Annotated in this window: 23 protein-coding genes; 5 read left to right on the top strand and 18 right to left on the bottom strand. The window is 73.0% G+C overall.

Going from position 1 to position 20698, the window contains the following annotated elements; all coding sequences use genetic code 11:
• Nucleotides 1-4: 4 nt before the first annotated feature.
• From AB0H71_RS03915 to AB0H71_RS03905, 3 genes are all read right to left on the bottom strand, one after another.
• Nucleotides 5-712: a DUF6081 family protein gene (locus AB0H71_RS03915; protein ID WP_357014566.1), complete on the bottom strand. Its 708-nt coding sequence runs from the start codon at nt 710-712 to the stop codon at nt 5-7.
• The gene (locus AB0H71_RS03910; RefSeq protein WP_357014564.1) at nt 709-1566 is read right to left on the bottom strand and encodes an SAM-dependent methyltransferase; all 858 of its coding nucleotides are present in this window, start codon (nt 1564-1566) and stop codon (nt 709-711) included. The genes AB0H71_RS03915 and AB0H71_RS03910 overlap by 4 nt, the downstream gene beginning before the upstream one ends.
• Nucleotides 1567-1699: 133 nt before the next feature.
• Entirely contained in the window at nt 1700-2167 is a 468-nt protein-coding gene (locus AB0H71_RS03905) for a hypothetical protein (RefSeq protein WP_357014563.1), read from the bottom strand.
• A gap of 363 nt (nt 2168-2530) precedes the next feature.
• On the opposite strand from AB0H71_RS03905, the gene AB0H71_RS03900 reads away from it, so the two are divergent.
• The gene (locus AB0H71_RS03900; RefSeq protein ID WP_357014561.1) at nt 2531-3421 is read left to right on the top strand and encodes a helix-turn-helix transcriptional regulator; all 891 of its coding nucleotides are present in this window, start codon (nt 2531-2533) and stop codon (nt 3419-3421) included.
• Here AB0H71_RS03900 and AB0H71_RS03895 read toward each other — a convergent pair.
• From AB0H71_RS03895 to AB0H71_RS03855, 9 genes are all read right to left on the bottom strand, one after another.
• Nucleotides 3418-5124: a RecQ family ATP-dependent DNA helicase gene (locus AB0H71_RS03895; RefSeq protein ID WP_357014560.1), complete on the bottom strand. Its 1707-nt coding sequence runs from the start codon at nt 5122-5124 to the stop codon at nt 3418-3420. The two genes, AB0H71_RS03900 and AB0H71_RS03895, sit on opposite strands and share 4 nt — an antisense overlap.
• Nucleotides 5125-5158: 34 nt before the next feature.
• Nucleotides 5159-6364, bottom strand: coding sequence for a cytochrome P450 (locus AB0H71_RS03890; protein WP_357014558.1), 1206 nt, complete (start codon nt 6362-6364; stop codon nt 5159-5161).
• A 20-nt stretch (nt 6365-6384) separates the two neighbouring features.
• Nucleotides 6385-7668, bottom strand: coding sequence for a cytochrome P450 (locus AB0H71_RS03885; protein WP_357016150.1), 1284 nt, complete (start codon nt 7666-7668; stop codon nt 6385-6387).
• A gap of 118 nt (nt 7669-7786) precedes the next feature.
• Nucleotides 7787-9034, bottom strand: a complete 1248-nt coding sequence (locus AB0H71_RS03880; protein ID WP_357014556.1) for a cytochrome P450 — start codon at nt 9032-9034, stop codon at nt 7787-7789.
• Entirely contained in the window at nt 9031-9603 is a 573-nt protein-coding gene (locus AB0H71_RS03875) for an ATP/GTP-binding protein (RefSeq protein ID WP_357016148.1), read from the bottom strand. The genes AB0H71_RS03880 and AB0H71_RS03875 overlap by 4 nt, the downstream gene beginning before the upstream one ends.
• A gap of 52 nt (nt 9604-9655) precedes the next feature.
• A complete protein-coding gene (locus tag AB0H71_RS03870) occupies nt 9656-10018 on the bottom strand; it encodes a DUF742 domain-containing protein (RefSeq protein ID WP_357014555.1) in 363 nt (120 codons plus the stop codon).
• Nucleotides 10015-10431, bottom strand: a complete 417-nt coding sequence (locus AB0H71_RS03865) for a roadblock/LC7 domain-containing protein (RefSeq protein WP_357014553.1) — start codon at nt 10429-10431, stop codon at nt 10015-10017. Before AB0H71_RS03865 ends, AB0H71_RS03870 begins: the two co-directional genes overlap by 4 nt.
• Entirely contained in the window at nt 10428-11834 is a 1407-nt protein-coding gene (locus tag AB0H71_RS03860) for an ATP-binding protein (RefSeq protein ID WP_357014551.1), read from the bottom strand. The genes AB0H71_RS03865 and AB0H71_RS03860 overlap by 4 nt, the downstream gene beginning before the upstream one ends.
• 197 nt (nt 11835-12031) lie before the next feature.
• Nucleotides 12032-12634, bottom strand: coding sequence for a TetR/AcrR family transcriptional regulator (locus tag AB0H71_RS03855; RefSeq protein WP_357014549.1), 603 nt, complete (start codon nt 12632-12634; stop codon nt 12032-12034).
• A 20-nt stretch (nt 12635-12654) separates the two neighbouring features.
• Between AB0H71_RS03855 and AB0H71_RS03850 the strand changes: the two genes are divergently transcribed.
• Nucleotides 12655-13047: a hypothetical protein gene (locus AB0H71_RS03850; protein WP_357014548.1), complete on the top strand. Its 393-nt coding sequence runs from the start codon at nt 12655-12657 to the stop codon at nt 13045-13047.
• A 4-nt stretch (nt 13048-13051) separates the two neighbouring features.
• Here AB0H71_RS03850 and AB0H71_RS03845 read toward each other — a convergent pair whose 3' ends face one another.
• Together AB0H71_RS03845 and AB0H71_RS03840 are read right to left on the bottom strand one after the other, a co-directional pair.
• Complete coding sequence (locus AB0H71_RS03845; protein ID WP_357014546.1) at nt 13052-13771, bottom strand: hypothetical protein; 720 nt, start codon at nt 13769-13771, stop codon at nt 13052-13054.
• 211 nt (nt 13772-13982) lie between these two features.
• Nucleotides 13983-14642, bottom strand: a complete 660-nt coding sequence (locus AB0H71_RS03840; protein WP_357016145.1) for a hypothetical protein — start codon at nt 14640-14642, stop codon at nt 13983-13985.
• A gap of 179 nt (nt 14643-14821) precedes the next feature.
• Here AB0H71_RS03840 and AB0H71_RS03835 point away from each other — a divergent pair, with 179 nt between their 5' ends.
• Both AB0H71_RS03835 and AB0H71_RS03830 read left to right on the top strand, forming a co-directional pair.
• The gene (locus AB0H71_RS03835; protein WP_357014544.1) at nt 14822-15328 is read left to right on the top strand and encodes a hypothetical protein; all 507 of its coding nucleotides are present in this window, start codon (nt 14822-14824) and stop codon (nt 15326-15328) included.
• A gap of 20 nt (nt 15329-15348) precedes the next feature.
• On the top strand, nt 15349-16518 hold the full coding sequence (locus AB0H71_RS03830) for a zinc-dependent alcohol dehydrogenase (RefSeq protein ID WP_357014543.1): 1170 nt from the start codon (nt 15349-15351) through the stop codon (nt 16516-16518).
• A 43-nt stretch (nt 16519-16561) separates the two neighbouring features.
• Here the strand turns inward: AB0H71_RS03830 and AB0H71_RS03825 are convergent, their stop codons facing one another.
• The 4 genes from AB0H71_RS03825 to AB0H71_RS03810 form a co-directional block, all read right to left on the bottom strand.
• Nucleotides 16562-17017, bottom strand: coding sequence for a hypothetical protein (locus AB0H71_RS03825; protein WP_357014542.1), 456 nt, complete (start codon nt 17015-17017; stop codon nt 16562-16564).
• A gap of 105 nt (nt 17018-17122) precedes the next feature.
• Nucleotides 17123-19342 (bottom strand): catalase/peroxidase HPI, encoded by a 2220-nt coding sequence (katG, locus tag AB0H71_RS03820; RefSeq protein WP_357014541.1) that lies wholly within the window; start codon nt 19340-19342, stop codon nt 17123-17125.
• A 34-nt stretch (nt 19343-19376) separates the two neighbouring features.
• Nucleotides 19377-19769 (bottom strand): Fur family transcriptional regulator, encoded by a 393-nt coding sequence (locus AB0H71_RS03815; RefSeq protein ID WP_357016143.1) that lies wholly within the window; start codon nt 19767-19769, stop codon nt 19377-19379.
• Between the two features lie 112 nt (nt 19770-19881).
• The gene (locus tag AB0H71_RS03810) at nt 19882-20247 is read right to left on the bottom strand and encodes a DoxX family protein (protein ID WP_357014539.1); all 366 of its coding nucleotides are present in this window, start codon (nt 20245-20247) and stop codon (nt 19882-19884) included.
• Nucleotides 20248-20345: 98 nt separating this feature from the next.
• On the opposite strand from AB0H71_RS03810, the gene AB0H71_RS03805 reads away from it, so the two are divergent.
• Nucleotides 20346-20693, top strand: coding sequence for a helix-turn-helix domain-containing protein (locus AB0H71_RS03805; protein WP_357014537.1), 348 nt, complete (start codon nt 20346-20348; stop codon nt 20691-20693).
• The last annotated feature ends 5 nt before the right edge of the window (nt 20694-20698 follow it).

Genomic DNA, 20698 nt, shown 5'->3' with positions numbered 1-20698 from the left:
GCGGTCAGCCGACGGTGAAATCGCGCCAGGCGGCGGCGAGCCCCTGGCCGCGCAGCGAGGTGCTCCGCCCGTCGGCGAGCGGGTGCAGGGTGATGATGCCGAAGCCGATCCGCACCCGCTCCGGCAGCGCGGCCGCGCGCACCGCGTAGACGAGGGCGCCGCCCGCGCGCCACTCCACGCGCTCGGCCGCGCGGTCGATGGTGACCGCGTAGTGCTGGAACTCCCCGGCCATCACCGCCTCGCCCGCCAGCGGGGCGTGCACCACGTGGGTGAAGGCGTCGGCGGGGTCGACCACGCCGGGGACGAAGAGCCGCTCGTGGATGGCGTAGGCCTGCCGCCCGGTGGCGATGGCGTCGAAGACCTGGGCGGTCGCCATGTCCAGGACATTGAAGGCGGCGAAGCCGTCGCGGTAGTCGGCGCCGTCGGCGCCGAGGGGGGTGGCGGCCATCCGCACGCCGAAGGTGCGTACCCCGGCGGTGAGGTCGAACTCGGCGGTGGAGACCATGAGGAACTTGGGGTTGTCCAGGATCTGCACCGCCGGGTTGGCCAGGGTGAACTCCGGGATGCGCACCGCGACGGCGCCGCCGGAGACGGTGACCTCGGCGGCCGGGTCGGCGTAGCGCCAGCTCTCGTCCGGGCCGGTCGGCACCTCGAGGAACTGCCAGCGGGCGGGGTCGACGGTGTCGCCCGCGAAGTCGTCGTAGCCGGTCACCGCGCGCGCTCCGGGCCGGGCTTGTAGCCGAGGCCGCCGAGCAGCAACCGCTCCTCGGTGAGCCGGGGGCGCAGCGCGGGGCCCGGCGGCCACCAGTCGTCCAGCTCGACCAGCCCGGGCTCGACGATCTCCAGGTCGCCGAAGTAGGTGGCGATCTGCTCGGCGGTGCGGTACCAGCCGGAGCCGAGCCCCATCTCGGTGAAGCGGCGCTGCAGCTCGAGCGCCATGTCGTGCGCGGCGCCGCCGTCGGCGGGGTCGTAGAAGTGCGTGATGCCGACGTAGGAGCCGGGGGGCAGCGCCGCGATGTAGTGCCGCATGATGCCCGCCGGGTCGAGCGCGTCGTCCACGTGGTGCAGGATGCCGCAGAGGATGAGCGCGAGCGGGCGCTCCAGGTCGAGGTGCGCGGTGACCTCGGAGTGCCGCAGCAGGGTGTCCGGCTCGGTCAGGTCGGCGGGGACGAAGTGGGTGAACTCGTTCTGCTCCAGCAGCACCCGGCCGTGCGCGTTGCAGACCGGGTCGTTGTCCACGTAGACCACGGTGGCCTCGGGGTTCTGCTGCTGGGCGATCTCGTGGGTGTTGCCGACGGTGGGCAGCCCGGCGCCGATGTCGAGGAACTGGTCGATGCCCGCGGTGCCCGCCAGGTAGCGCACCACCCGGTGCAGCCAGCGCCGGTTCATCCTGGCCACGTCGCTCTGCCGGGGCGCGACCTCGGCGACCCGGTCGCGCACCTCGCGATCGATCGGGTAGTTGTCCTTGCCGCCGAGGGTGGCGTCGTAGACGCGGGCGATGCTGGCCCTCGTGGTGTCCACGCCGACCGGGGCGCGGACGCCGGTCTGCGGAGTGACTTCGGGCATGGGGACCTCTCTGTGCGGGTGCGGGGCCGCGGGATCGGGTGCCGATGCGCCGCGACCGGCTCAGCCTAGAAGCGCCGCCGACGCCGCGGCAACAGCCGAATGTACTGGGAGACTTGCTGATCCCGGATCGGCATCACTGCGGCGCCGGGCGCTCCAGCACCCGGCCGGGCAGCAGACCGGCCCCGACGTGGGTGACCCGCCACCAGTCGACGGTGATCTCCACCGCCTCGACCGGGGCGGAGAGGAACGGCCGCAGCGCGGGCTCCTTGTCCACCACTGTGCGGAATATCTCGTCCCGCGCCTCCGGTTCGGTGCGCACCGCGGCGGTGCCGACGCCCTGGGCGAACGGCTCGAGGAAGCCGGTGGGCACCACCTTCACCCCGACGTTCGGGTTGGCGCGCAGCGCGTCGAGGGTGCGGCCGCCCGCCTCGAGCACGATCAGGAGCCGGAAGGGATCGCCGGAGCGCTCGGCGAAGAAGGCGTTGGAGCACCAGTTCGCGCCTGCCCTGGAGGTGGCGAGATCGATGCTGGTGCTGGTCAGGATGGCGGACAGCCGGTCGGCCACCTCGCCGTCGGTGAGCTGGAGTTCGTTCGACGTCACGGTCGGCCCCCTGGCGCTTGATCCTGGCAGAGCTGCGGTGAGAACGCCCGAGTACCCCGCCCCGGCACCGCTTGCCGGGCACTCTACGCACCCGCCGCGCCCCCCGCTCGATAACCGGGGAACCGATCGCGGTGCCGGAGAGCGGGTTTCGCGATAGCTGACAATCGGGCCGGTCGGTACGGGACATGTCCCGGAAAGCGCCCGATACGCGAAATCACAGTAATGCCAAGGAAAAACGGGGGATTCACCCGTGCTCCCGAGCGCGGGGCGAGGCGGTAGTATCGGCGCGCGACGCGGGGGATGGCGGGTGCCGGGAGCGACTTTCGCGTGCAGGGGTATTCGTTCACCGGCCGGAGGCGGTCCATGACCAACGACGACAACAGCGGCTTCGCGGAGTTCCTCGCCGCCGAGCGGGGGCCGACGGTGCTGCGCGTCGCACTGGGCAGCAGGCTGCGCCAGCTGCGGCAGGAGTGCGAGATCAGCCGGGAGGCGGCGGGGTACGCCATCCGCGGCTCGCACGCCAAGATCAGCCGGCTGGAGCTCGGGCGCACCGGGTTCAAGGAGCGCGACCTGCGCGATCTGCTCACCCTCTACGGCGTCGCGGATCCGGCGGCCCGCGAGCCGTACCTGGAGATGGCCAAGCGCGCCAACGACCCGGGCTGGTGGCAGAGCTACAGCGACCTGCTGCCCAGCTGGTTCGAGACCTATATCGGGCTGGAGCAGGCGGCCACCACCATCCGCACCTACGAGGCGCAGTTCATCCCCGGGCTGCTGCAGACCCCGGACTACGCCCGCGCGGTGATCGAGCTGGGCAACTCCGACGAGACCGACCGCCGGGTGGACATGCGCATGCGCAGGCAGCGCATCCTGACCAGGCCGGCCCCGCCGACGCTCTGGTCGGTGCTGGACGAGAACGCGCTGCGCCGCCCGGTCGGCGGCGCCGAGGTGCTGCGCGAGCAGGTGGCGCACCTGGTGGCGATGGCCGAGCACGCGCACGTGCGGATCCAGGTGCTGCCCTACGCCGCGGGCGGGCACTCGGCGGCGGGCGGGCCGTTCAGCATCCTGCGCTTCCCGGAGCCGGAGCTGCCCGACATCGTCTACACCGAGCAGCTCACCAGCTCCATCTACCTGGACAAGCAGCGCGACGTGGAGCTGTACCTCGCGGTCATGAACCGGCTCGCGGTGCAGGCGCTCTCGCCCGCGGAGAGCACCGGCTTCCTGGAGGACCTGCTGCGCGAGATGCGGGTGGGTTAGCGCTCGCGCAGCAGGTCGCCCTCCTCGATGGCGGGCAGCGAGAGGCTGCGGTACCCGGCCTCGGTGAAGAGCACCGTCACCGTCTCCGGTTCGCGCCGCACCACCTCGCCGTCGCCGAACTCCGGGTGCCGCACCGCCGCGCCGGCCGGGAAGGGGCCCTCCACCGGTTCGATCTGCGGTGCGGTGCCGGCCGCGCAGGTGTCGCAGTTGCCGCACGGCTCCTCGCGCACCTCGCCGAAGTAGCCGAGCAGGAACTGCCTGCGGCACAGCGGGGTCTCGGCGTAGGCGCGCATGGTCTCCAGCCGGGAGCGGTCGAACCGCCTGCGGCGCTCGGCGATCTCGGCGGCGCGCTCCGGCGCGGTCTCCGGGTCGGCGCCGGTGCCGCGGAACCGGCCGTCCGCGGTGCCCTCGACGCAGCCGGCGGCCTCGAGCAGGTTCAGGTTGTTGAGCGTGCGCCGGCGCGAGCCACCGGACGCCGCGGTGAGCTCGGTGAGGGTCGCGGTTTTCGTGCCGCGCAGCGCGGTGGCCAGTGCCCGCAACCCCTCCTCGTCCACCCGGCGCCCGGTGAGGAAGCGCTGCAACCCGAGATCCTCGGGGCGGAAGCACAGGATCGCCTCGGCCGGCTCGCCGTCCCGGCCCGCGCGGCCCACCTGCTGGTAGTAGGAGTCCAGCGAGTCCGGGACGGCGGCGTGCACCACCGCCCGGACCCCGGGCTTGTCGATCCCCATGCCGAAGGCCGAGGTCGCGACGACCACCGCCACTTCGTCGGCGCGGAAGCGCTCGTGCACCGCGTTGCGCTCGGCGGCCTTCATGCCCGCGTGGTAGGCGGCGGCGTCGACGCCGCGCTCGCGGAAGGCGGCGGCGAGCCGCTCGGTGTCGCGGCGGGTGGCGGTGTAGACCAGGGCCGGGCCGGTGGTGACCAGGTCGAGCACGGCGGTGTCGCGGTCGTCGGCGGTGCGGGTGGTGCGCACGGTGAGCGCGAGGTTGGGGCGGTCGAAGCCGGCCACGATGGTCGCGGGGTCGCGCAGCTCGAGCACCCGGGCGATGTCCTCGCGCACCGGGCCGTTGGCGGTGGCGGTGAGCGCGAGCACCGGCGGCCTGCCGACCCGCTCGGCGGCGTGCGCGAGGCGCAGGTAGTCCGGGCGGAAGTCGTGGCCCCAGGCGGATACGCAGTGCGCCTCGTCCACCACGAACAGCCCGGGCCGCAGCGCCGCCACTCGGTCGAGCACCTCGGCCTTGGCGAGCTGCTCGGGGGCGAGGAACAGGTACTTCGCGGTGCCGTCTTCCAGTGCGGCCCATGCCTTCTCGGTGGCTCCGGCGGACTGGGTGGCGTTGATCGCGACGGCGCCCGGCGCGTCGGTCGACGCCAGCTGCTGCACCTGGTCGCGGTGCAGCGCGGTGAGCGGGGAGACGATCAGCGCCGGGCCGTCCAGCAGCAGCGTCGGCACCTGGTAGATCGCGGATTTCCCGGCCCCGGTCGGCATGACCGCGAGCACGTCGCGGCCGGCGGTGAGCGGGAGCATGGCGTCGAGCTGGGCGGTGCGCAGCTCCGGCCAGCCGAAGGTGCGCTGCGCGACGCGGCAGAGTTCACGCCGCCGGGCGGCCGGACCGGTCTTGCCGCGCCGAACGGCGGCCTTTCCCGCGCGCCAGAGCGCGGCGACGCCTCTTTCGCGCCGCTGCGCGGCGGTGTCTTTTCGGGGCACCGCCGGGCAGTTCCCGCCTGCGCGGGCGCGAAACTCAGGTGAGCAGGACGGGCAGCGCGGAGAGGTCGTTCTGGGTGAGCACCGGCATGTTCGGCAGCGCCGCGAGGTCGCCCGCCGCGCGCAGGTTCGGGAAGCGGGCGAAGAGCGCGGGCAGCGCGATCGCCGCCTCCAGCCGGGCCAGGGTGGCGCCGGGGCAGATGTGCGGGCCGTAGCCGAAGGAGATATTGCGGTGCGCGGTCGGGCGGGCGCTGTCGTAGACGTCGGCGTCCTCGCCGTGCACGCCGGTGTCGCGGCCGATGGCCCGGTAGGAGATCATCACGCCGTCGCCGGCCGGGATGGTGCCCTCGTCGAGCACGATGTCCTCGGTGGCGAAGCGCATGAGCAGGTGGATGACCGGGCCGTCGAAGCGCAGCGTCTCCTCGACGGCGTCGGCCCAGGAGACCTCCTCGGCGCGGATGCGCTCCAGCTGCTCGGGGTTGCTCAGCAGCGCGCGCACGGTCGCCAGGATGAGGTTGACGGTGGTCTCGTGGCCCGCGGCGACCAGCGCCTCCAGGTTGCCGATCACCTCCTCCTCGGTGAGCGGCTGCTCGCCGTCGCCGTTCTCGTGGATCAGCGCGGAGGTGAGGTCGTCGGCCGGGGTCGCGGTCTTCTTGCGGACCAGCGCGGTGTAGTAGGTGGTGAGCTCGTCGATGGTGGCGAGCCGCTCGTCCTGCGGGGTGAGCAGCGAGAAGAACGCCTTGTACCAGGTGAGCAGCTGCTCGTGGTCGGTGTGCGGGACGCCCATGAGCTCGCTCACCACCCGCATGGGCAGCGGGTAGGCGAAGACCTGCTTGAGGTCGACCGGCTCACCACCGGCGCCCGCCGCCTCCAGGTCGTCCAGCAGCTCGGCGACCTGGCGCTCGACGATCGGGCGCAGCGCGTCCAGCCGGCGCCGGGAGAGCGCCTGGGTGGTCTTGATCCGGAGCCGGCGGTGCTCGGCGCCGTCCACGGTGAACATCGAGCGCTTGACATCGATCATGCCGATCAGCGGCCACTCCCTGGTGACCACGCCGTCGCTGAACAGTTTCCAGGCGCCGATGTCCTTGACCAGCCTGGGGTCGGTCAGCAGCTGCCTGGCCAGGTTGTGCTGGGTGACCGTCCAGGCGGGCACGCCGAGCAGCTCGATCCGGGTCAGCGCGCCCGCCGCGCGCAGCCGATCGGTCTCACCCGCGAGATCGCCGACCATCGGATCGATGGGCATGGCATGCGGGCACGATGAAGTCACAGAATACCTCCGACAGCAGGAACTGGCGTGAAATGTACCGGGAGAGAGGTCATTCCGCGCAGGAACGCCGACTGCCTGCGGACCAGGCTGCCCGTCGGAACGGCGAGATCGAGGTCGGGCAGCCGGTCGAGCAGCACCTCGAGCCCGGTCCGCGCGATGATCTCGGCGATCTGCTGGGCCGGGTACGGGCAGCGGTACTCGCCGTGGCTGAAGGCGAAGTGCGCGTTGTTGCCGGAGTAGGTCGGGTCGGCGCTGCCGCCGGCGCCGTCGGCGTGCTGGCGCACGTGCGGGTCGGCATTGGCGGCGGCCAACCCGAGCAGCAGCATGTCACCGGCTCTGATGGTCTCGTCGCCGAGCCTGGTGTCGCGGGCGGCCCAGCGCCCGGCCAGGATCTGGGTGGGGGTGTCCTCCCAGAGCACCTCGTTCATGGCCTGGCCGATGCTGTGCCGCCCGGCGCCGAGCGCGGCGGCGAAGCGGTCGTCGGTGAGCATGAGCCGCACCGAGTTGCCGATCCAGTCCGCGGTGGGCAGGTGCCCGGCGGCGGTGATCGCCATCAGGTCGAGCACGTACTCCTCGTCGGAGAAGCGCTCGTGGTGCTGGAGCAGCCGGGCCACCAGGTCGTCGCCGCGCCGGGATTTGGCCAGTGCCAGCAGGTTCTGCATCTGCTCGCCGAAGGCGCCGTGGGCGGCCTGCGCGTCGGCGCCGCCGTCGGCGAGGGTCTTCATGGTCCAGGCCAGCTGGGCGCCGTCCTCGTCCGGGAAGCCGAGGATCCAGGCGAGCGCGAGCACCGGAAGCGGCTCGGCGTACTCGGCGACCAGGTCGGCCTCGCCGCGGCCGCAGAAGCCGTCGATGAGCCGGTCGGCGAGCAGCTCGCAGGTGCGGCGCAGCCCGAACGGGTCGACCGCCTCCAGCGCGGGCTCCACCATGGCCAGGTGCCTGCGGTGCTCGGCGCCGGCGCTGAAGTAGATCGAGGGCATGGGCCGCCCGACCATGGGCAGCAGCGGCCAGTCCTCGGGGATGTGCGGCCACTGGTTCCACAGCCCGACATCGCGCGGGAAGAGCTCCGGGTCGCTGGTCACCTGGTGCAGCTCGCGGTAGCCGATCACCAGCCAGGCCGGGACCCCGCCGGGCAGCTCGACCGCGACCACCGGGCCGTGGTCGCGGCGCATCTCGGTGTAGAGGCGGTGCGGGTCGGTGTGGAAGCGGGGACCGCTGAGCGGCACCGCGGCCCGCGGGTTCACCGGGCAGCCCGCGGTGCGCGCGGCGTTGTCGGGGCGCATCACGGGCGCGCTCCGCGCGCCGGTGGGGCCAGGGCTGGGACGAGGTCGGGCACCATGGTTCTCCGGCGGGTCCGGCGGCCGGGCGGCCGCAGCTGACGGGGTGGGGCAGGGCTGTCGCTCACCGGACGCCGCCGAGCGCGGGCACCGGGGTGAAGCGGACGGGGAGCGCGGTGGTGCCGCGCAGGAACGGGGACGGCCGCCGGGTCAGGGCGGCGGCCGGGACGGCGAGGTCGAGGTCGGGCAGCCGGTCGAGCAGTACCTCGATCGAGGTGCGCGCGATGATCTCGGCGAGCTGCTGGGCCGGGTCGGGGCAGCGGTGCGGGCCGTAGCCGAAGGAGAAATGCGCCTGGTTGCCGGAGTACACCGGGTCCTCCCCGACGGTGCCGTCGATGTGCTGGCGGATGTGCGGGTCGGCATTGGCGGCGGCGAGCCCGAGCATGAGCAGGTCACCGCGGCGGATCACCCGGTCGGCGAGCCGGGTGTCCTGCGCGGCCCAGCGCCCGCACACGATCTGGCTCGGGGTGTCGTCCCACAGCACCTCGTTCATGGCCTGCCCGACGCTGTGCCGCCCGGCGCCGAGCGCGGCGGCGAAGCGGTCGTCGGTGAGCATCAGCCGCACCGTGTTGCTCAGCCAGTCCGCGGTGGTCAGGTGCCCGGCGAGCATGACCGCCATGAGCACGAGGACGTACTCCTCGTCGTCGGTGAAGGCCTCCGGGTGGGCGAGCAGCAGCGAGGCGAAGTCGGTGCCGGGGTGCGCGCGGGCCCGGCCGAGCAGGTGGCCGACGTGCTCGGCGAAGCCGACGTGCGCGGACTGCGCGTCGGCGCCGCCGTCGGCCATGGCCTTCATGATCCGGGCCAGTTCGTCGCCGGTGTCCGGCGGGAAGCCGAGCATCCAGGCCAGCACGAGCGCGGGGACGAGCTCGGCGAAGTCGGCGACCAGGTCGGCGCGGCCGTGCGCGCAGAAGCCGTCGATCAGCCGGTCGGTGAGCTCCTCGGCGGAGCCGCGCAGCGCGATGGCGTCCACCGACTCCAGCGCGAGCTGGACGACGGCGCTGTGCCGCAGCGACTGCTCGGGCGAGGTGAAGTGCCTGCCGACCATGGGCAGCAGCGGCCAGTCCTCGGGGATGTTCGGCCACTGGTTCCAGAGCGAGACGTCGCGCGGGAACAGGGTGGTGTCGGTGATCACCCGGTGCAGCTCGCGATAGCCGATCACCAACCACGCCGGGATGTCGCCGGGCAGCTCCACCGGGACCACCGGGCCGTGCGCCCGCCGCAGCTCGGCGTAGTGCCGCTGCGGATCGGTGTGGAAGCGCGGGCCGACCAGCGGCACCGCGCCGGGGCGCGCCCGGTGCTCGGAGTGGGTCAAAACCGCGCCCCCGGAGCGACGATGCCGCGCCCGGGCGGCGCCGCGCCGGTGGCGGTGTTGTACAGGTGCTCGACCAGCGCGATGAGCACGTGTTTGGCCGAATCCCGGGAGCGGGCGTCGCAGTCGAGCAGCGGGACGTGCGGGTCCAGGTCGAGCGCGTCGCGCACCTCCTCGAGCCGGGCGGCGCCGCCGAAGTTGTTGCAGGCCACCACGAATCGGGTGCGCTGCGCCTCCAGCCGGTCGATGGCGTACCAGGAGTCGGCGATCCGGCGGCGGTCGACGAGCACGATGGCGCCGAGCGCGCCGGCGAAGAGCCGGTCCCAGAGGAACCAGAACCGCTCCTGGCCGGGCGCGCCGAACAGGTAGAGCACGTGCTCGGCGTCGATGGTGATGCGGCCGAAGTCGAAGGCGACGGTGGTGGTGGTCTTGCCCGGCGCGCCGGTGGGGTCGTCGATGCCGAGCCCGGCATCGGTCATGGTGGCCTCGGTGTCGAGCGGGCGGATCTCGCTCACCGCGCGCACCAGCGTGGTCTTGCCGACGCCGAATCCGCCGACCACCACGATCTTCAGCCCCTGGTTGGTGCTGGCCGATAGCGGGGCATCGGCGCGGCTGGGCCGATGATCAGAGATTGCGGAGTCCAACGAGCACCTTCTCCAGAGTGGTCGAGTCTGCGGGCGGCATCCGGTAGGCGCCGTCCGCCCCGTGCGGATGGCGCACCGTGATCTTCCCGGCGTGCAACAGATCCGACAGCAGAATCGTGGTGATTCCGACCGGGAGCCGCAACTCGGCCGCGATCTCGACCACCGCGATCGGCGCCCGGCACAGCTCGAGGATGGCGATGTGCTCGGACTGCATGCCCGGCGCCGGTTCGCACTCGCCGACCACCAGGGTCACCAGATCGAAGGCGTCGGAGTCCGGGCGGGTGCGGCCGCCGGTGAGCGTATAGAGCCGATCGGGGTCGTCGTCGCGACCTGGCCTGGTCACGACAGGCTCGCTCCCGTGACCCGCGGTGGCATCGCGAGGTGCTCGCCGAGCTGCTCGACGATCTCGCGCATATTGTGCCCGACCAGCCCGGCGTCGGCCTCCTCGTCGCCGAGCACCGCGATGTGCGAGCCGCGCCCGGCCTCGACGATGAAGAGGATGCCGCCGTAGAACTCGGTCATCGACTGCCTGACCCCGCTGCGGCCGTCGCCGAACTCGGCGGAGGCGCCGTGCGAGAGGCTCTGGATGCCCGCCGCGATGGCGGCGAGCTGGTCGGCCTTGTCGATCGAGAGCTCGGGGGTGTGGCAGATCTTCAGCCCGTCACCGGAGAGCAGTAGCGCGTGCCTGGCGTGCGGCGTGCGGGCGAGCAGCTGTTCGAGCAGCCAGCCCAGTTGCGCGGGGGTGGAGGTAGTCATCGATCGTTCTCCAGGGCGGGGGAGGGGGCGGAGTGCGGCGGCGCGACGGCATCGTCGCGGCCGGTCACCGCACGCTGAAAGGCGCCGAGCGCGGAGGGCTCGACCGTGTGCGTCGCGCTCGCGGCCGGTGCCGGGGCGGCATCGGCGCCGATCCCGGCGGGGTGCACGGCCGCGAGCGTGCTGCCGCGGCGGCGCTTGGGCAGCGGCGCGTCGCCGTCGGGCAGCGGGGCCGGTTCGGCCTCGACGCGCTCGACGGCCAGTGCTGCCTCCGCCGGTCCGGCGGGGGCGAGCTGGGGGCGGCGGGTGCGGTCGACCCGCGCGGTGAGGTCACGCGGCACCACGATCACCACGGCGGTGCCGCCGATGGCCGACGGCCGGTAGGAGACGGTGAGGCCGTGCTTGCGGGCCAGGTGCCCGACCACGGCGAGGCCGAGCCGGGTCCCGGTCAGCGAGGCCAGGTCGGCCGAGGAGATGCCGCGGCCGTCGGCGCCGGCGCCGGAGACCGCGAATTCGGCCCGGCGCAGCGCGGATTCGCTCATCACCAGGCCGCTGTCCTCGATGGTGACGACCACGCCCGCGGGCACCTCGGCGGCGTAGACGTGCACCTCGGTGGTGGGCGGGGAGAAGTTGCAGGCATTGTCGAGCAGCTCGGCGAGCGCGTGCATGACGCCCTCGGCGGCGTGCCCGGCGATCCCGACGTCGGCGACGGCGCGCAGCCGCACCCGCTGGTACCCGGCGACCCGTCCCATCGCGCCGCGCAGGATGGATTCCATCGCGATCGGCTTGGCCCAGCGCCGCCCGGAGCGCGCGCCGGAGAGCACCGCGATGCTGTCGGCGAGCCGCCCGGCCTGCGCGGTGCGGTGGTCCAGGTGCAGCAGGTCGGCCAGCACCTTGGGGTCGGCGTGCCGGTGCTCCATCTCGCGCAGCTCGGCCAGCATGCTGGTGGTCATGGCCTGCATGCGCCCGGCGGCGCCGGCGAAGGCGGCCATGGCGGCGGCCCTGCGGTGCTCGCTCTGCCTGGCCCGGCCGAGCGCGTCGTCGGTGGTGGCGCCGTCCTGCGCGCGCTCGGCCTCGGCACCGGCCGCCCGGTGCTCGGCCTCGGCGATCCGCTCCTGCGCGACCGCGGCCCCGGCCTCGGCGGCGGCCTGGGTGGCCGCGGCCGCGGCGGCGGACTCGGCGGCCTTGCGGTGGAACCGCAGCCCGATGAGCACCGCGACGGTGAACAGCAGCCCGCCCGCCGCACCGACCACGGAGAGGATGACCCGGGTGTCCCCGGAGGTCAGCACCCCGGGCGGGACCACGAGCCCCACGATGACCACCACGATCGACAGCAGCGCCACCACGAGGGGGCGCGACCCGGGACTCGCGGGCTCGCTCGCCCGCGGTTTCGAAGAATCCGACACGTCCTGCACTTTCGCGCTCGCCGGAGGGCGTCGTGTCGGCGCCTCCGACCCTTGCTGCGGCGATCTGGATAACCGAAGTCGCAGCCCGGCAAGCAGATCCGAAAATTTCGCGGTTGAGAATAGCGGCCAGTGGGTAAAGCCGCCACTCCAGATTCACCGACCGGCGCGGAGGCCGCCCACAGGGCGGGAAAGGTGAATCAACCTTGTCGGACGCCCAGGTTCGGGACGGTCAGCAGCGCGCGCACGGCGGCCGCGAGATCCGCGGCCAGCCACTCCGGAGCATCCGGGGCGTGCCTGCGCAGCGCGGCGTAGGGGAGGTCGACGACGGCGCGGGTGACCGCCTCCACCCCGCGCGCGTCGGCGGCGCCGGTCAGGGCGGTGGCGAGGTGGTCCAGGCGGGCGCGCAGCGGGACGTTCAGCTCGGCGCGCCGGGCCCGGAAGCCGTCGTCGGGGCCGGCGTCGAGGAGGTCGGCCGGGCGCACGCCGAGCAGCAGCCGGGCATCGTCGGGCAGGTCGCGGCCGAATTCGAGGGTGGCGAGCGCCATGGCGACACCGGCCTCGACGGGGTCGCCGCTCGTGGCGGCGGCCAGCGCCCGCCGCTGGAAGCGCTCGAGGGCGCGCAGCCAGAGCGCGCCGAGCACGCCGTCCCGGTTCCCGAAGCGGTGGTAGAGCGTGCCGACCGGGGCGCCGCTGGCCGCGGCGATGGCGGCCACGCTCGCGGCGCGCGGGCCGTCGCCGAGGACGAGCGCGCGGGCGGCGTCGAGGATCACATCGGTGTCGTGCTTGCGGGGAGGAGCCACTACTAGTACGTTCCTTCTATATGGAGCGATTGCCCTATATCGATGAGCATGCCAGATCCTTCGACGCCGAGCCCGAGCGGGTGTGGCGCGCGCTGCTGACCGTGGTCTGCCGCGACCCCGGCGACCCCGCGACCGTCCCGCGCGGCTTCCGGCTCGGCGCGGCCGATGCGCCGCGCCGGCTCGCACTGCGCGGCAGGCACTGGTTCTCCCGCTACGAGCTGATCTTCGAGCTCGACGACCTGGGCCCGGACGGCACCCGGGTGCGCGCGCAGAGCTGGGCGGAGTTCCCCGGCGTGCGCGGGAGCATCTACCGGGCGCTGGTCATCGGCTCCGGCGGGCACCGGATCGTCGTGCGCGAGATGCTGCGCCGGGTCGGCGCCGCGCTGCCCGGCGTCCCGGCGGGCCGGGGCTGACGATTCAGCGCGAGTTCGTGACCTCGAGCGCGGCGGCGCCGACCCCGGCGAAGACGTCCTCGGTGTGCTCGCCGGTGTCGCCGATGGTGTTGGCGACCACGACGTAGCCCGCGCCGTACGAGGCCGAGGCCACCTCCGAGATGCCGGTGTCGGACCAGGCCCACTTGGTGCCCTGGACGCCGGGCACCTGGGCGGTGCCCCAGTTCTGCTCGGTGCCGTCGGCGGCGACCGGCGCGGCGTCGGCCATCCAGTCCAGGATCGGCGAGTCCCGGTCGGTGCCGAGTTTGGCGAGCAGGAAGGTGGCCACGTCGGCGGTGCTGGTGGTGGAGGTGCCCCAGTACCCGCCCCCGGTGTGGGTCAGCCCGTACTCGGCGGCGATGGCGGCCACCGCGTCCGGGTAGGCGGCGTCGAGGGTGTCGGCCGCGGCGTCGTCGGAGAAGCGGATGGCGCGCTCGCCCGCCGCCCGGTCCATCTCCCCGTGCGTGCCGTACCGCACGGCGTAGTCGACGAGGTAGAGCTTGGCCAGCGAAAGCGCGGCGCGCGGCTCGTTCTCGTTGGCCGAGCCCCAGTTGTCCCCGCGCAGGGTGCGGGCCGAGAACGCGGTCCGGGCGGGCACCTCGTCGGTGGCGATGGTCACCGGGGCGGGGTCGGCACCGGCGGCCGGCGCGGAAAGGGCACAGCTGAGCCCGACGGCGAGCGCGGTACAGAGCAACCGAGCGGACACGGCAAACCTCCGGCGGGATCGGTGACGCGTGCCGGTGGGTCACCGGGGGTGAGTACAGACCGCATGCCCGGGTTCGCGGCGGCGAAACCTCGGCGCGGCCCCGCGTCGGAGCCGCTGCGCGGAAGTCCGGCCGCGATGGCGAACTCGGAGCAAAGTAGCACGATCCGGCTCGGACGGCGGGCTACCCGCGGTCGCCTCGGCGCACCGGAGTTCAGCCGGGCAGCACCGTGTCCGCCATGGCCGCCGCGATCCCGGCGAAGACGTCGGCGGTGTGCTCGCCGGTGCCGCCGGTGGTGTGCGCGACCACCACGAAGCCGGGGCCGAAGGAGGCGGAGGCGACCTCGGCGGTGCCGGTGTCGGACCAGGCCCACTTGGTGCCGATGACGCCGGGGACATCGGCGGTGCCCCAGTTCTGCGCGGTGCCGTCGGCGGCGGTGGGGGCGGCGGTGGCCATCCAGAGCAGGAGCGGGGAGCCCGGGTCGGTGGTCTCCTTGGCGAGCAGGAAGGTGGCGACGTCGGCGGTGCTCGTGCTCGCGGTTCCCCAGTATCCGCCCGCGGTCCGGGCGAGCCCGTATTCGGCGGCGATCGCCCCGATGGCCTGCGGGTAGCGGGCGCCGAGGGTATCGGCGGCGGCGTCGTCGGAGTAGCGGATCGCGCGTTCGGCGGCGGCGAGGTCGGCGCCGTCGCCGTGCCGCACCGCGTAGTCGGCGAGGTAGAGCTTGGCGAGCGAGAGCGCGGTGCGCGGCTGGTCCTCGTTCCCGGTGCCCCAGCCGCCGAGCGGGGTCCGCAGGGAGAAGGCGGTGCGCGCGGGGACGCTGTCGGCGGCCGGGCCGGCGCCCGCCACCGGCGCCCCGGTGAAGCACACGCCGATGACGAGACCGGTGAGGACGAGACGGCGAGCGAACACGGGAGCCTCCGGATATGCGATTGTTCGCCGGTCGATAACCGGCGTCGATGCACCCCGCTTGCCCCCGCGATGGCCGCGGAAACCTCGTTTGCCGCCGCGGCGCAGGGGTAGCCGCCCCGCGAACGGCGACGGGAGGAGACCGGATGAGCATCGTCGACAAGACCGTCGGCACCGCCGTGCAGAAGGTGAGCGGCCTGGCCGGAACCGTGTTCGGCGGCAAAGGCGAACGCACACAAGCGATCACGATCGAACGGCCGCGCGCCGAGGTGGAGCGGTTCTGGCACGACCCGGAGCAGCTCTCGCGGGTGCTCGGCACGGTCGGCGAGGTCCGCCCGCGCGGCAGCGACGGCTACACCTGGGTGCTGCACGGCGAGCGCGACGTCGAGTGGGAGACCACCCTCGGCACCGATGCCGAGGGGTTGCGCTTCAGCACCGCCGACGACCCCGACGGCCCGCACATCCGGCTGACCTTCGCCGAGGCACCGGGCGGCCGGGGCACCGAGGTGCTGGCGCGGGTGGCCGCCCCCGCCCCCGGAATCCTCACCGACGCCGCCGTTTTCAAGGTGCTGTACCGGGCGCGGGCGCTGCTGCAGACCGGGGAGATCCCGACTTTGCAGCCCCAGCCCGCCGCCCGCGATTCGGCCCGCTGACCTCGAAGGAGAGTTCCCGTATGCGCGCACTCGTCTGGAACGGCGTGAACGACCTCGCGGTCGAGACCGTGGACGACCCCGCCCCGCTGAATCCGCACGACGCGATCGTGAAGGTCACGCTCACCACCACCTGCGGCTCCGACCTGCACTTCATCGACGGCTACCTGCCCGGCATGCGCGAGGGCGATGTCTTCGGCCACGAGTTCACCGGTGAGATCGTCGAGGTGGGCTCGGCGGTGCGGGAGCGCCGGATCGGCGAGCGGGTGACGGTGCCGTCCTTCATCTCCTGCGGCTCGTGCTGGTACTGCCGCCACGACCTGCCCTCGGCCTGCGACACCACCAACCCCAATGCGGAGCTGCAGCAGCCGCTGCTCGGCCACCCGACCGGCGGCATCTACGGCTACACCCACCCGTTCGGCGGCTACCAGGGCTCGCACGCGGAGTACGTGCGGGTGCCCTTCGCCGACGTGAACGCCTTCGTCGTCCCGGACGGCGTCACCGACGAGCAGGCGCTGTTCCTCTCCGACGCGGTGCCGACCGGGCTGATGGGCGCCGATTTCTGCGACATCAGCCCCGGCGATGTGATCGCGGTGTGGGGCGGCGGCGGGGTCGGGCTGATGGCGGCGCGCTCGGCGCTGCTGCTCGGCGCCGAGCGGGTGATCGTGATCGACCGGATCCCGGAGCGGCTGGCGCTGGCCGAGCAGAAGGTGGGCGCCGAGGTGATCGACTACAGCGCCGTGGACAGCGTGCAGGACGCGCTGCGCGAGGCGACCGGCGGGCGCGGCCCGGACGCGGTGATCGAGGCGGTCGGCATGGAGGCGCACGGCACCGGCGTGCAGCAGCTCTACGACCGGGCCAAGCAGGCGCTGCGGCTGGAGACCGACCGGGCGACCCCGCTGCGCGAGGCGATCCTGGCCTGCCGCAAGGGCGGGGTGGTCTCGGTGCTCGGCGTCTACGGCGTCACCGACAAGTTCCCGATGGGCGCGCTCACCAACAAGAGCCTGACCCTGCGCACCGCCCAGCAGCACGGCCAGCGCTACGTCCCGCGCATGTTCGACTACGTCCAGCAGGGCGACCTGGACCCGTCCTGGCTGATCACCCACGACCTGCCGCTGGCCGAGGCGGTGCGCGGCTACGACCTGTTCAAGAACAAGAAGGACGGCTGCGTGCGCGCGGTGTTCCGCCCGTGACCCCCGGCAGGCTGTAGCACCCGCCCCGTCTCGGTCGGGGAGCTCACACCCCGGTCGTCGAGCCGGGGCGCACGATCATCAGCACCGTGACGATCGCCCAGAGCAGGTTGAAGACGCCGGTGAGCATGGCCAGCTGCGCGGTATCGGCGCGCACGAGCACCGGGCCGGTGCCGCGCAGGCGGGCGAGCAGCTCGGCCTGGCCGGGCAGGATCATCAGCCCGAGGACGCCCGCGGCGGCTGCGGTGAGCGCGATCGAGAACACCACCCAGGTGTCGGCGAGCACGCCGAGCGCGACCGCGGTGGCCAGCCCGAACAGCGGCACCGCGATCCCGGCGGCGGCGTAGACGCGGCAGATTCGGTGCAGCAGCGCCACCTGCGCGATCCCGGTTTCGCCGTCGGCGCGCCGCGCGGCGGGCGGATACATGCTCGCGGCGACCGTCACCGGCCCGATCGCCACGATGGCGGCCACGACGTGCAGCGCGAGCAAAACCTTGGTCATCGGCGGATCTTCCCTTCGCAACCTTCAGACAGACTGAAGGTTAGCGTACCGCCGAAACGAGCCCGGGCCGGCCCCGAAGGACCGGCCCGGTGTTCGTGCGCGGGATCAGCGCAGGTCGAAGCGATCGTTGTCGGCGACCTTGGCCCACGCGGCGGCGAAGTCGTTGACGAACTTCGCGGCCCCGTCGTTCTGGGCGTAGACCTCGGCGAGCGCGCGCAGCTGCGAGTGCGAGCCGAAGACCAGGTCGTTGGCGGTGGCGGTGTAGACCGGGGTGCCGCCGCGGGTGCCCTCGTAGACGTTCTCCTCGGACTTCGAGGCCTTCCACTCGATGTCCTGATCGAGCAGGTTGACGAAGAAGTCGGTGGAGAGCACGCCCGGACGGTCGGTGAAGACGCCGTGCTCCTTGCCCGCGTAGTTGGCGCCGAGCACGCGCAGCCCGCCGATCAGCACGGTGAGCTCCGGCGCGGTGACGTCGAGCAGGTAGGCGCGGTCCAGCAGCAGCCGCTCCAGCGGCGCCTTCTCACCCGGGCGGACGTAGTTGCGGAAGCCGTCGGCGCGCGGCTCGAGCACCGCGAACGACTCCACGTCGGTCTGCTCCTGGGAGGCGTCGGTGCGCCCGGGGGAGAACGGAACGGTGACCTCGTGGCCCGCGTCCTTCGCGGCCTTCTCCACGGCCGCGTTGCCCGCGAGCACGATGGTGTCGGCCAGCGAGATCTTCCGGCCGCCCGCGGCGTTGAAGTCCTGCTGGATCTGCTCCAGCACCGGGAGCACCTTCGCCAGCTCGGCCGGCTCGTTGACCTCCCAGTTCTTCTGCGGGTCGAGCCGCAGCCTGGCGCCGTTCGCGCCGCCGCGGTAGTCGGTGCTGCGGAAGCTCGCCGCCGCCGCCCACGCCGTCTTGACCAGCTGCGCGACCGAGAGCCCGGACTCCAGCACCTTGGCCTTGAGCGCGGCCACGTCCTGCTCGTCGACGAGCTCGTGGTCGACGGCGGGCACCGGGTCCTGCCACAGCTGCGGCTCCGGAACCCAGGGGCCGAGGTAGCGGCTGATCGGGCCCATGTCGCGGTGCAGCAGCTTGTACCAGGCCTTGGCGAAGGCCTCGGCGAGCTGCTCGGGGTGGTCCAGCCAGCGGCGGGTGATCTCGCCGTAGATCGGGTCCTCGCGCAGCGCCAGGTCGGTGGTGAGCATGCCGGGGGCGCGGCGCGGGCCGTCGAACGGGTCGGGGACGGTGCCCTCGCCCGCGCCGTCCTTCGGCTTCCACTGCCAGGCGCCGGCCGGGCTCTTGTGCAGCTCCCACTCGTAGCCGTACAGGTTCTGCAGGAAGCCGTTGCTCCACTGGGTCGGGGTGGAGGTCCAGATGACCTCGAGCCCGGAGGTGATGGCGTCGCCGGCCTTGCCGCTGCCGTGCGTGCTCTTCCAGCCCAGGCCCTGCTGCTCGATGGGCGCGCCCTCGGGCTCGGCGCCGACCAGGTCGGGGTTGCCCGCGCCGTGGGTCTTGCCGAAGGAGTGGCCGCCGATGATCAGCGCGGCGGTCTCCTCGTCGTTCATCGCCATCCGGCCGAAGGTCTCGCGGATGTCCTTCGCGGCGGCCAGCGGGTCCGGGCGGCCGTTCGGGCCCTCCGGGTTCACGTAGATGAGCCCCATCTGGACCGCGCCGAGCGGGCCGGAGAGCTCGCGCTCGCCGCTGTAGCGCTCGTCCCCGAGCCAGGTGTCCTCCGGGCCCCAGAAGATCTCCTCCGGCTCCCACACGTCGGCCCGGCCGAAGGCGAAGCCGAAGGTCTGGAAGCCCATGTCCTCCAGCGCCACATTGCCCGCCAGAACGAGCAGGTCGGCCCAGGAGATGCTGTTGCCGTACTTCTGCTTGACCGGCCACAGCAGCCGGCGCGCCTTGTCCAGGTTGCCGTTGTCCGGCCAGCTGTTCAGCGGGGCGAAGCGCTGCGCGCCCTGCCCGCCGCCGCCGCGGCCGTCGGCGATCCGGTAGGTGCCCGCGGCGTGCCAGCTCAGGCGGATGAAGAGCCCGCCGTAGTGGCCGAAGTCGGCGGGCCACCAGTCCTTGGAGTCGGTCAGCACCGCGGTGACGTCGGCCTTGAGCGCCTCGACGTCGAGCTTGGCGAATTCCTTGGCGTAGTCGAAATCCGCGCCGAGCGGATTGGACTTCGTGGAGTGGGCGTGCAGCACCGACAGGTCGATCTGCTCCGGCCACCAGTCCTGATTGGTGTGCGGGCGGCGCTCGGGGTGCGCGGTCGGCGACTTGAGCGCCGGGTTCTCGCTCTCGCTGTTGCTGGCGGTAGCGGTGTCGGGAGCGGGCGGACGGCTGTCGGAGGTCACGACGTTCCTTCCTGAGGGGGGTTGTGGGCTGCGATCAGGACTTGCAAGCGGGGCAGCGGCCCCAGTAGATGACCTCGGCCTCGTCGATGGAGAAGCCGTGGTCGTCGGTCGCGGTCAGGCACGGGGCCGGGCCGGTGGCGCAGTCGACGTCGGCGATGGCGCCGCAGTTGCGGCACACCACGTGGTGGTGGTTGTCGCCGACCCTGGTCTCGTAGCGGGCGACCGATCCGAGGGGCTGGATGCACCGGATCAGCCCCACCGCGGTGAGCGTGTGCAGCGAGTCGTAGACCGCCTGGTGCGAGACGGCTGCGAGCCGGTCGCGCACCGCGCGGATAATGGAATCCGTGTCGGCGTGCGGGTTTTCGTGCACCGCGCTGAGCACCGCCATGCGCGGAGCCGTCACGCGCAGTGACCTTCCCCGCAGCATCTGCTGGAACTCCGTCGCTGTCGGCACAACGGAGAGTCTCGTTCTTTCTTTGGAACGAGTCAAGTGTTTGCGGTGGAATTGATCATGCCGCGCGGAACCCTCGTGCCGCGTCTCAGAACACGATCACCGCGAGCCACCCGGCAGCGACCGCCGCAGCCAGCAGAGTGACGTTCAGCCCGAGCTCCCGGAACTCCCCGCGCGCGACGTGCACCGCGATCCCGCCCACCTGGATCGCCGCCAGCCCGGCGGCGGCGAGCACCGCGAGGGTCGGGGCGATCCCGATGAGCGGCGGCAGCACCAGCCCCGCCGCGCCGAGCACCTCCGCGACCCCGATCAGCTTCACGACCGTGACCGGCGTCCGCTCGACCCAGCCCATCATGGGCCGCAGCCCCTCGCGGTCGCGCACGATCTTCACCCCGCCCGCGTAGAGGTAGAAGAGCGCGAGCAGCGCGGCGACGATCCAGTAGGCGATCTCCATGGGTGACTCCTTGCCCGGGGGTGGCGTAGCTTGCCCATGATGGGCGCCCGGAAAGGGCCGTACAAAAGGCACACGCGTGTGCCCGAGGGGCAGGGAACATGGCCGAGCAGGAGGGCGCGTGCCTGATCCGCGGGGACGGGGGAGCGGCGCTGCGCGCGGTGCTCGACCGGATCGCCGACAAGTGGGCGCTGCTGATCGTGGCCACGCTGGACCGGCGGCGGCTGCGCTTCACCGACCTGCGGCGCGAGCTGCCCGCGGTCTCGCAGCGCATGCTGACCCGCACGCTGCGCAATCTCGAGCGCGACGGCCTGGTCTCGCGGACCGCGCACCGCGAGGTGCCGCCGCGGGTGGAGTACGCGCTCACCGCGACCGGCCGCAGCCTGCTCGCCCCGGCGCTGGTCCTGGCCCGCTGGGCGCGGGAGCACGGTGCCGAGCTGGAACGGTAGGGGGC

It is taken from the genome of Nocardia sp. NPDC050697 (assembly GCF_040654395.1).
Taxonomy (GTDB): domain Bacteria; phylum Actinomycetota; class Actinomycetes; order Mycobacteriales; family Mycobacteriaceae; genus Nocardia.
The sequence above is the reverse complement of the archived record's forward strand: the minus strand, read 5'-3'. Positions and strand labels throughout refer to the sequence as shown.

What these genes read in the sequence shown, in the direction of transcription:
- AB0H71_RS03810 (WP_357014539.1), bottom strand. Translation starts at nt 20,247, where the DNA reads ATGGAGATCGCCTACTGGATCGTCGCCGCGCTGCTCGCGCTCTTCTAC.
- AB0H71_RS03805 (WP_357014537.1), top strand. Translation starts at nt 20,346, where the DNA reads ATGGCCGAGCAGGAGGGCGCGTGCCTGATCCGCGGGGACGGGGGAGCG.
- AB0H71_RS03865 (WP_357014553.1), bottom strand. Translation starts at nt 10,431, where the DNA reads ATGACTACCTCCACCCCCGCGCAACTGGGCTGGCTGCTCGAACAGCTG.
- AB0H71_RS03815 (WP_357016143.1), bottom strand. Translation starts at nt 19,769, where the DNA reads ATGCTGCGGGGAAGGTCACTGCGCGTGACGGCTCCGCGCATGGCGGTG.
- AB0H71_RS03910 (WP_357014564.1), bottom strand. Translation starts at nt 1,566, where the DNA reads ATGCCCGAAGTCACTCCGCAGACCGGCGTCCGCGCCCCGGTCGGCGTG.
- AB0H71_RS03900 (WP_357014561.1), top strand. Translation starts at nt 2,531, where the DNA reads ATGACCAACGACGACAACAGCGGCTTCGCGGAGTTCCTCGCCGCCGAG.
- AB0H71_RS03850 (WP_357014548.1), top strand. Translation starts at nt 12,655, where the DNA reads ATGGAGCGATTGCCCTATATCGATGAGCATGCCAGATCCTTCGACGCC.
- AB0H71_RS03830 (WP_357014543.1), top strand. Translation starts at nt 15,349, where the DNA reads ATGCGCGCACTCGTCTGGAACGGCGTGAACGACCTCGCGGTCGAGACC.
- AB0H71_RS03890 (WP_357014558.1), bottom strand. Translation starts at nt 6,364, where the DNA reads ATGCCCATCGATCCGATGGTCGGCGATCTCGCGGGTGAGACCGATCGG.
- AB0H71_RS03885 (WP_357016150.1), bottom strand. Translation starts at nt 7,668, where the DNA reads ATGCGCCCCGACAACGCCGCGCGCACCGCGGGCTGCCCGGTGAACCCG.
- AB0H71_RS03825 (WP_357014542.1), bottom strand. Translation starts at nt 17,017, where the DNA reads ATGACCAAGGTTTTGCTCGCGCTGCACGTCGTGGCCGCCATCGTGGCG.
- AB0H71_RS03835 (WP_357014544.1), top strand. Translation starts at nt 14,822, where the DNA reads ATGAGCATCGTCGACAAGACCGTCGGCACCGCCGTGCAGAAGGTGAGC.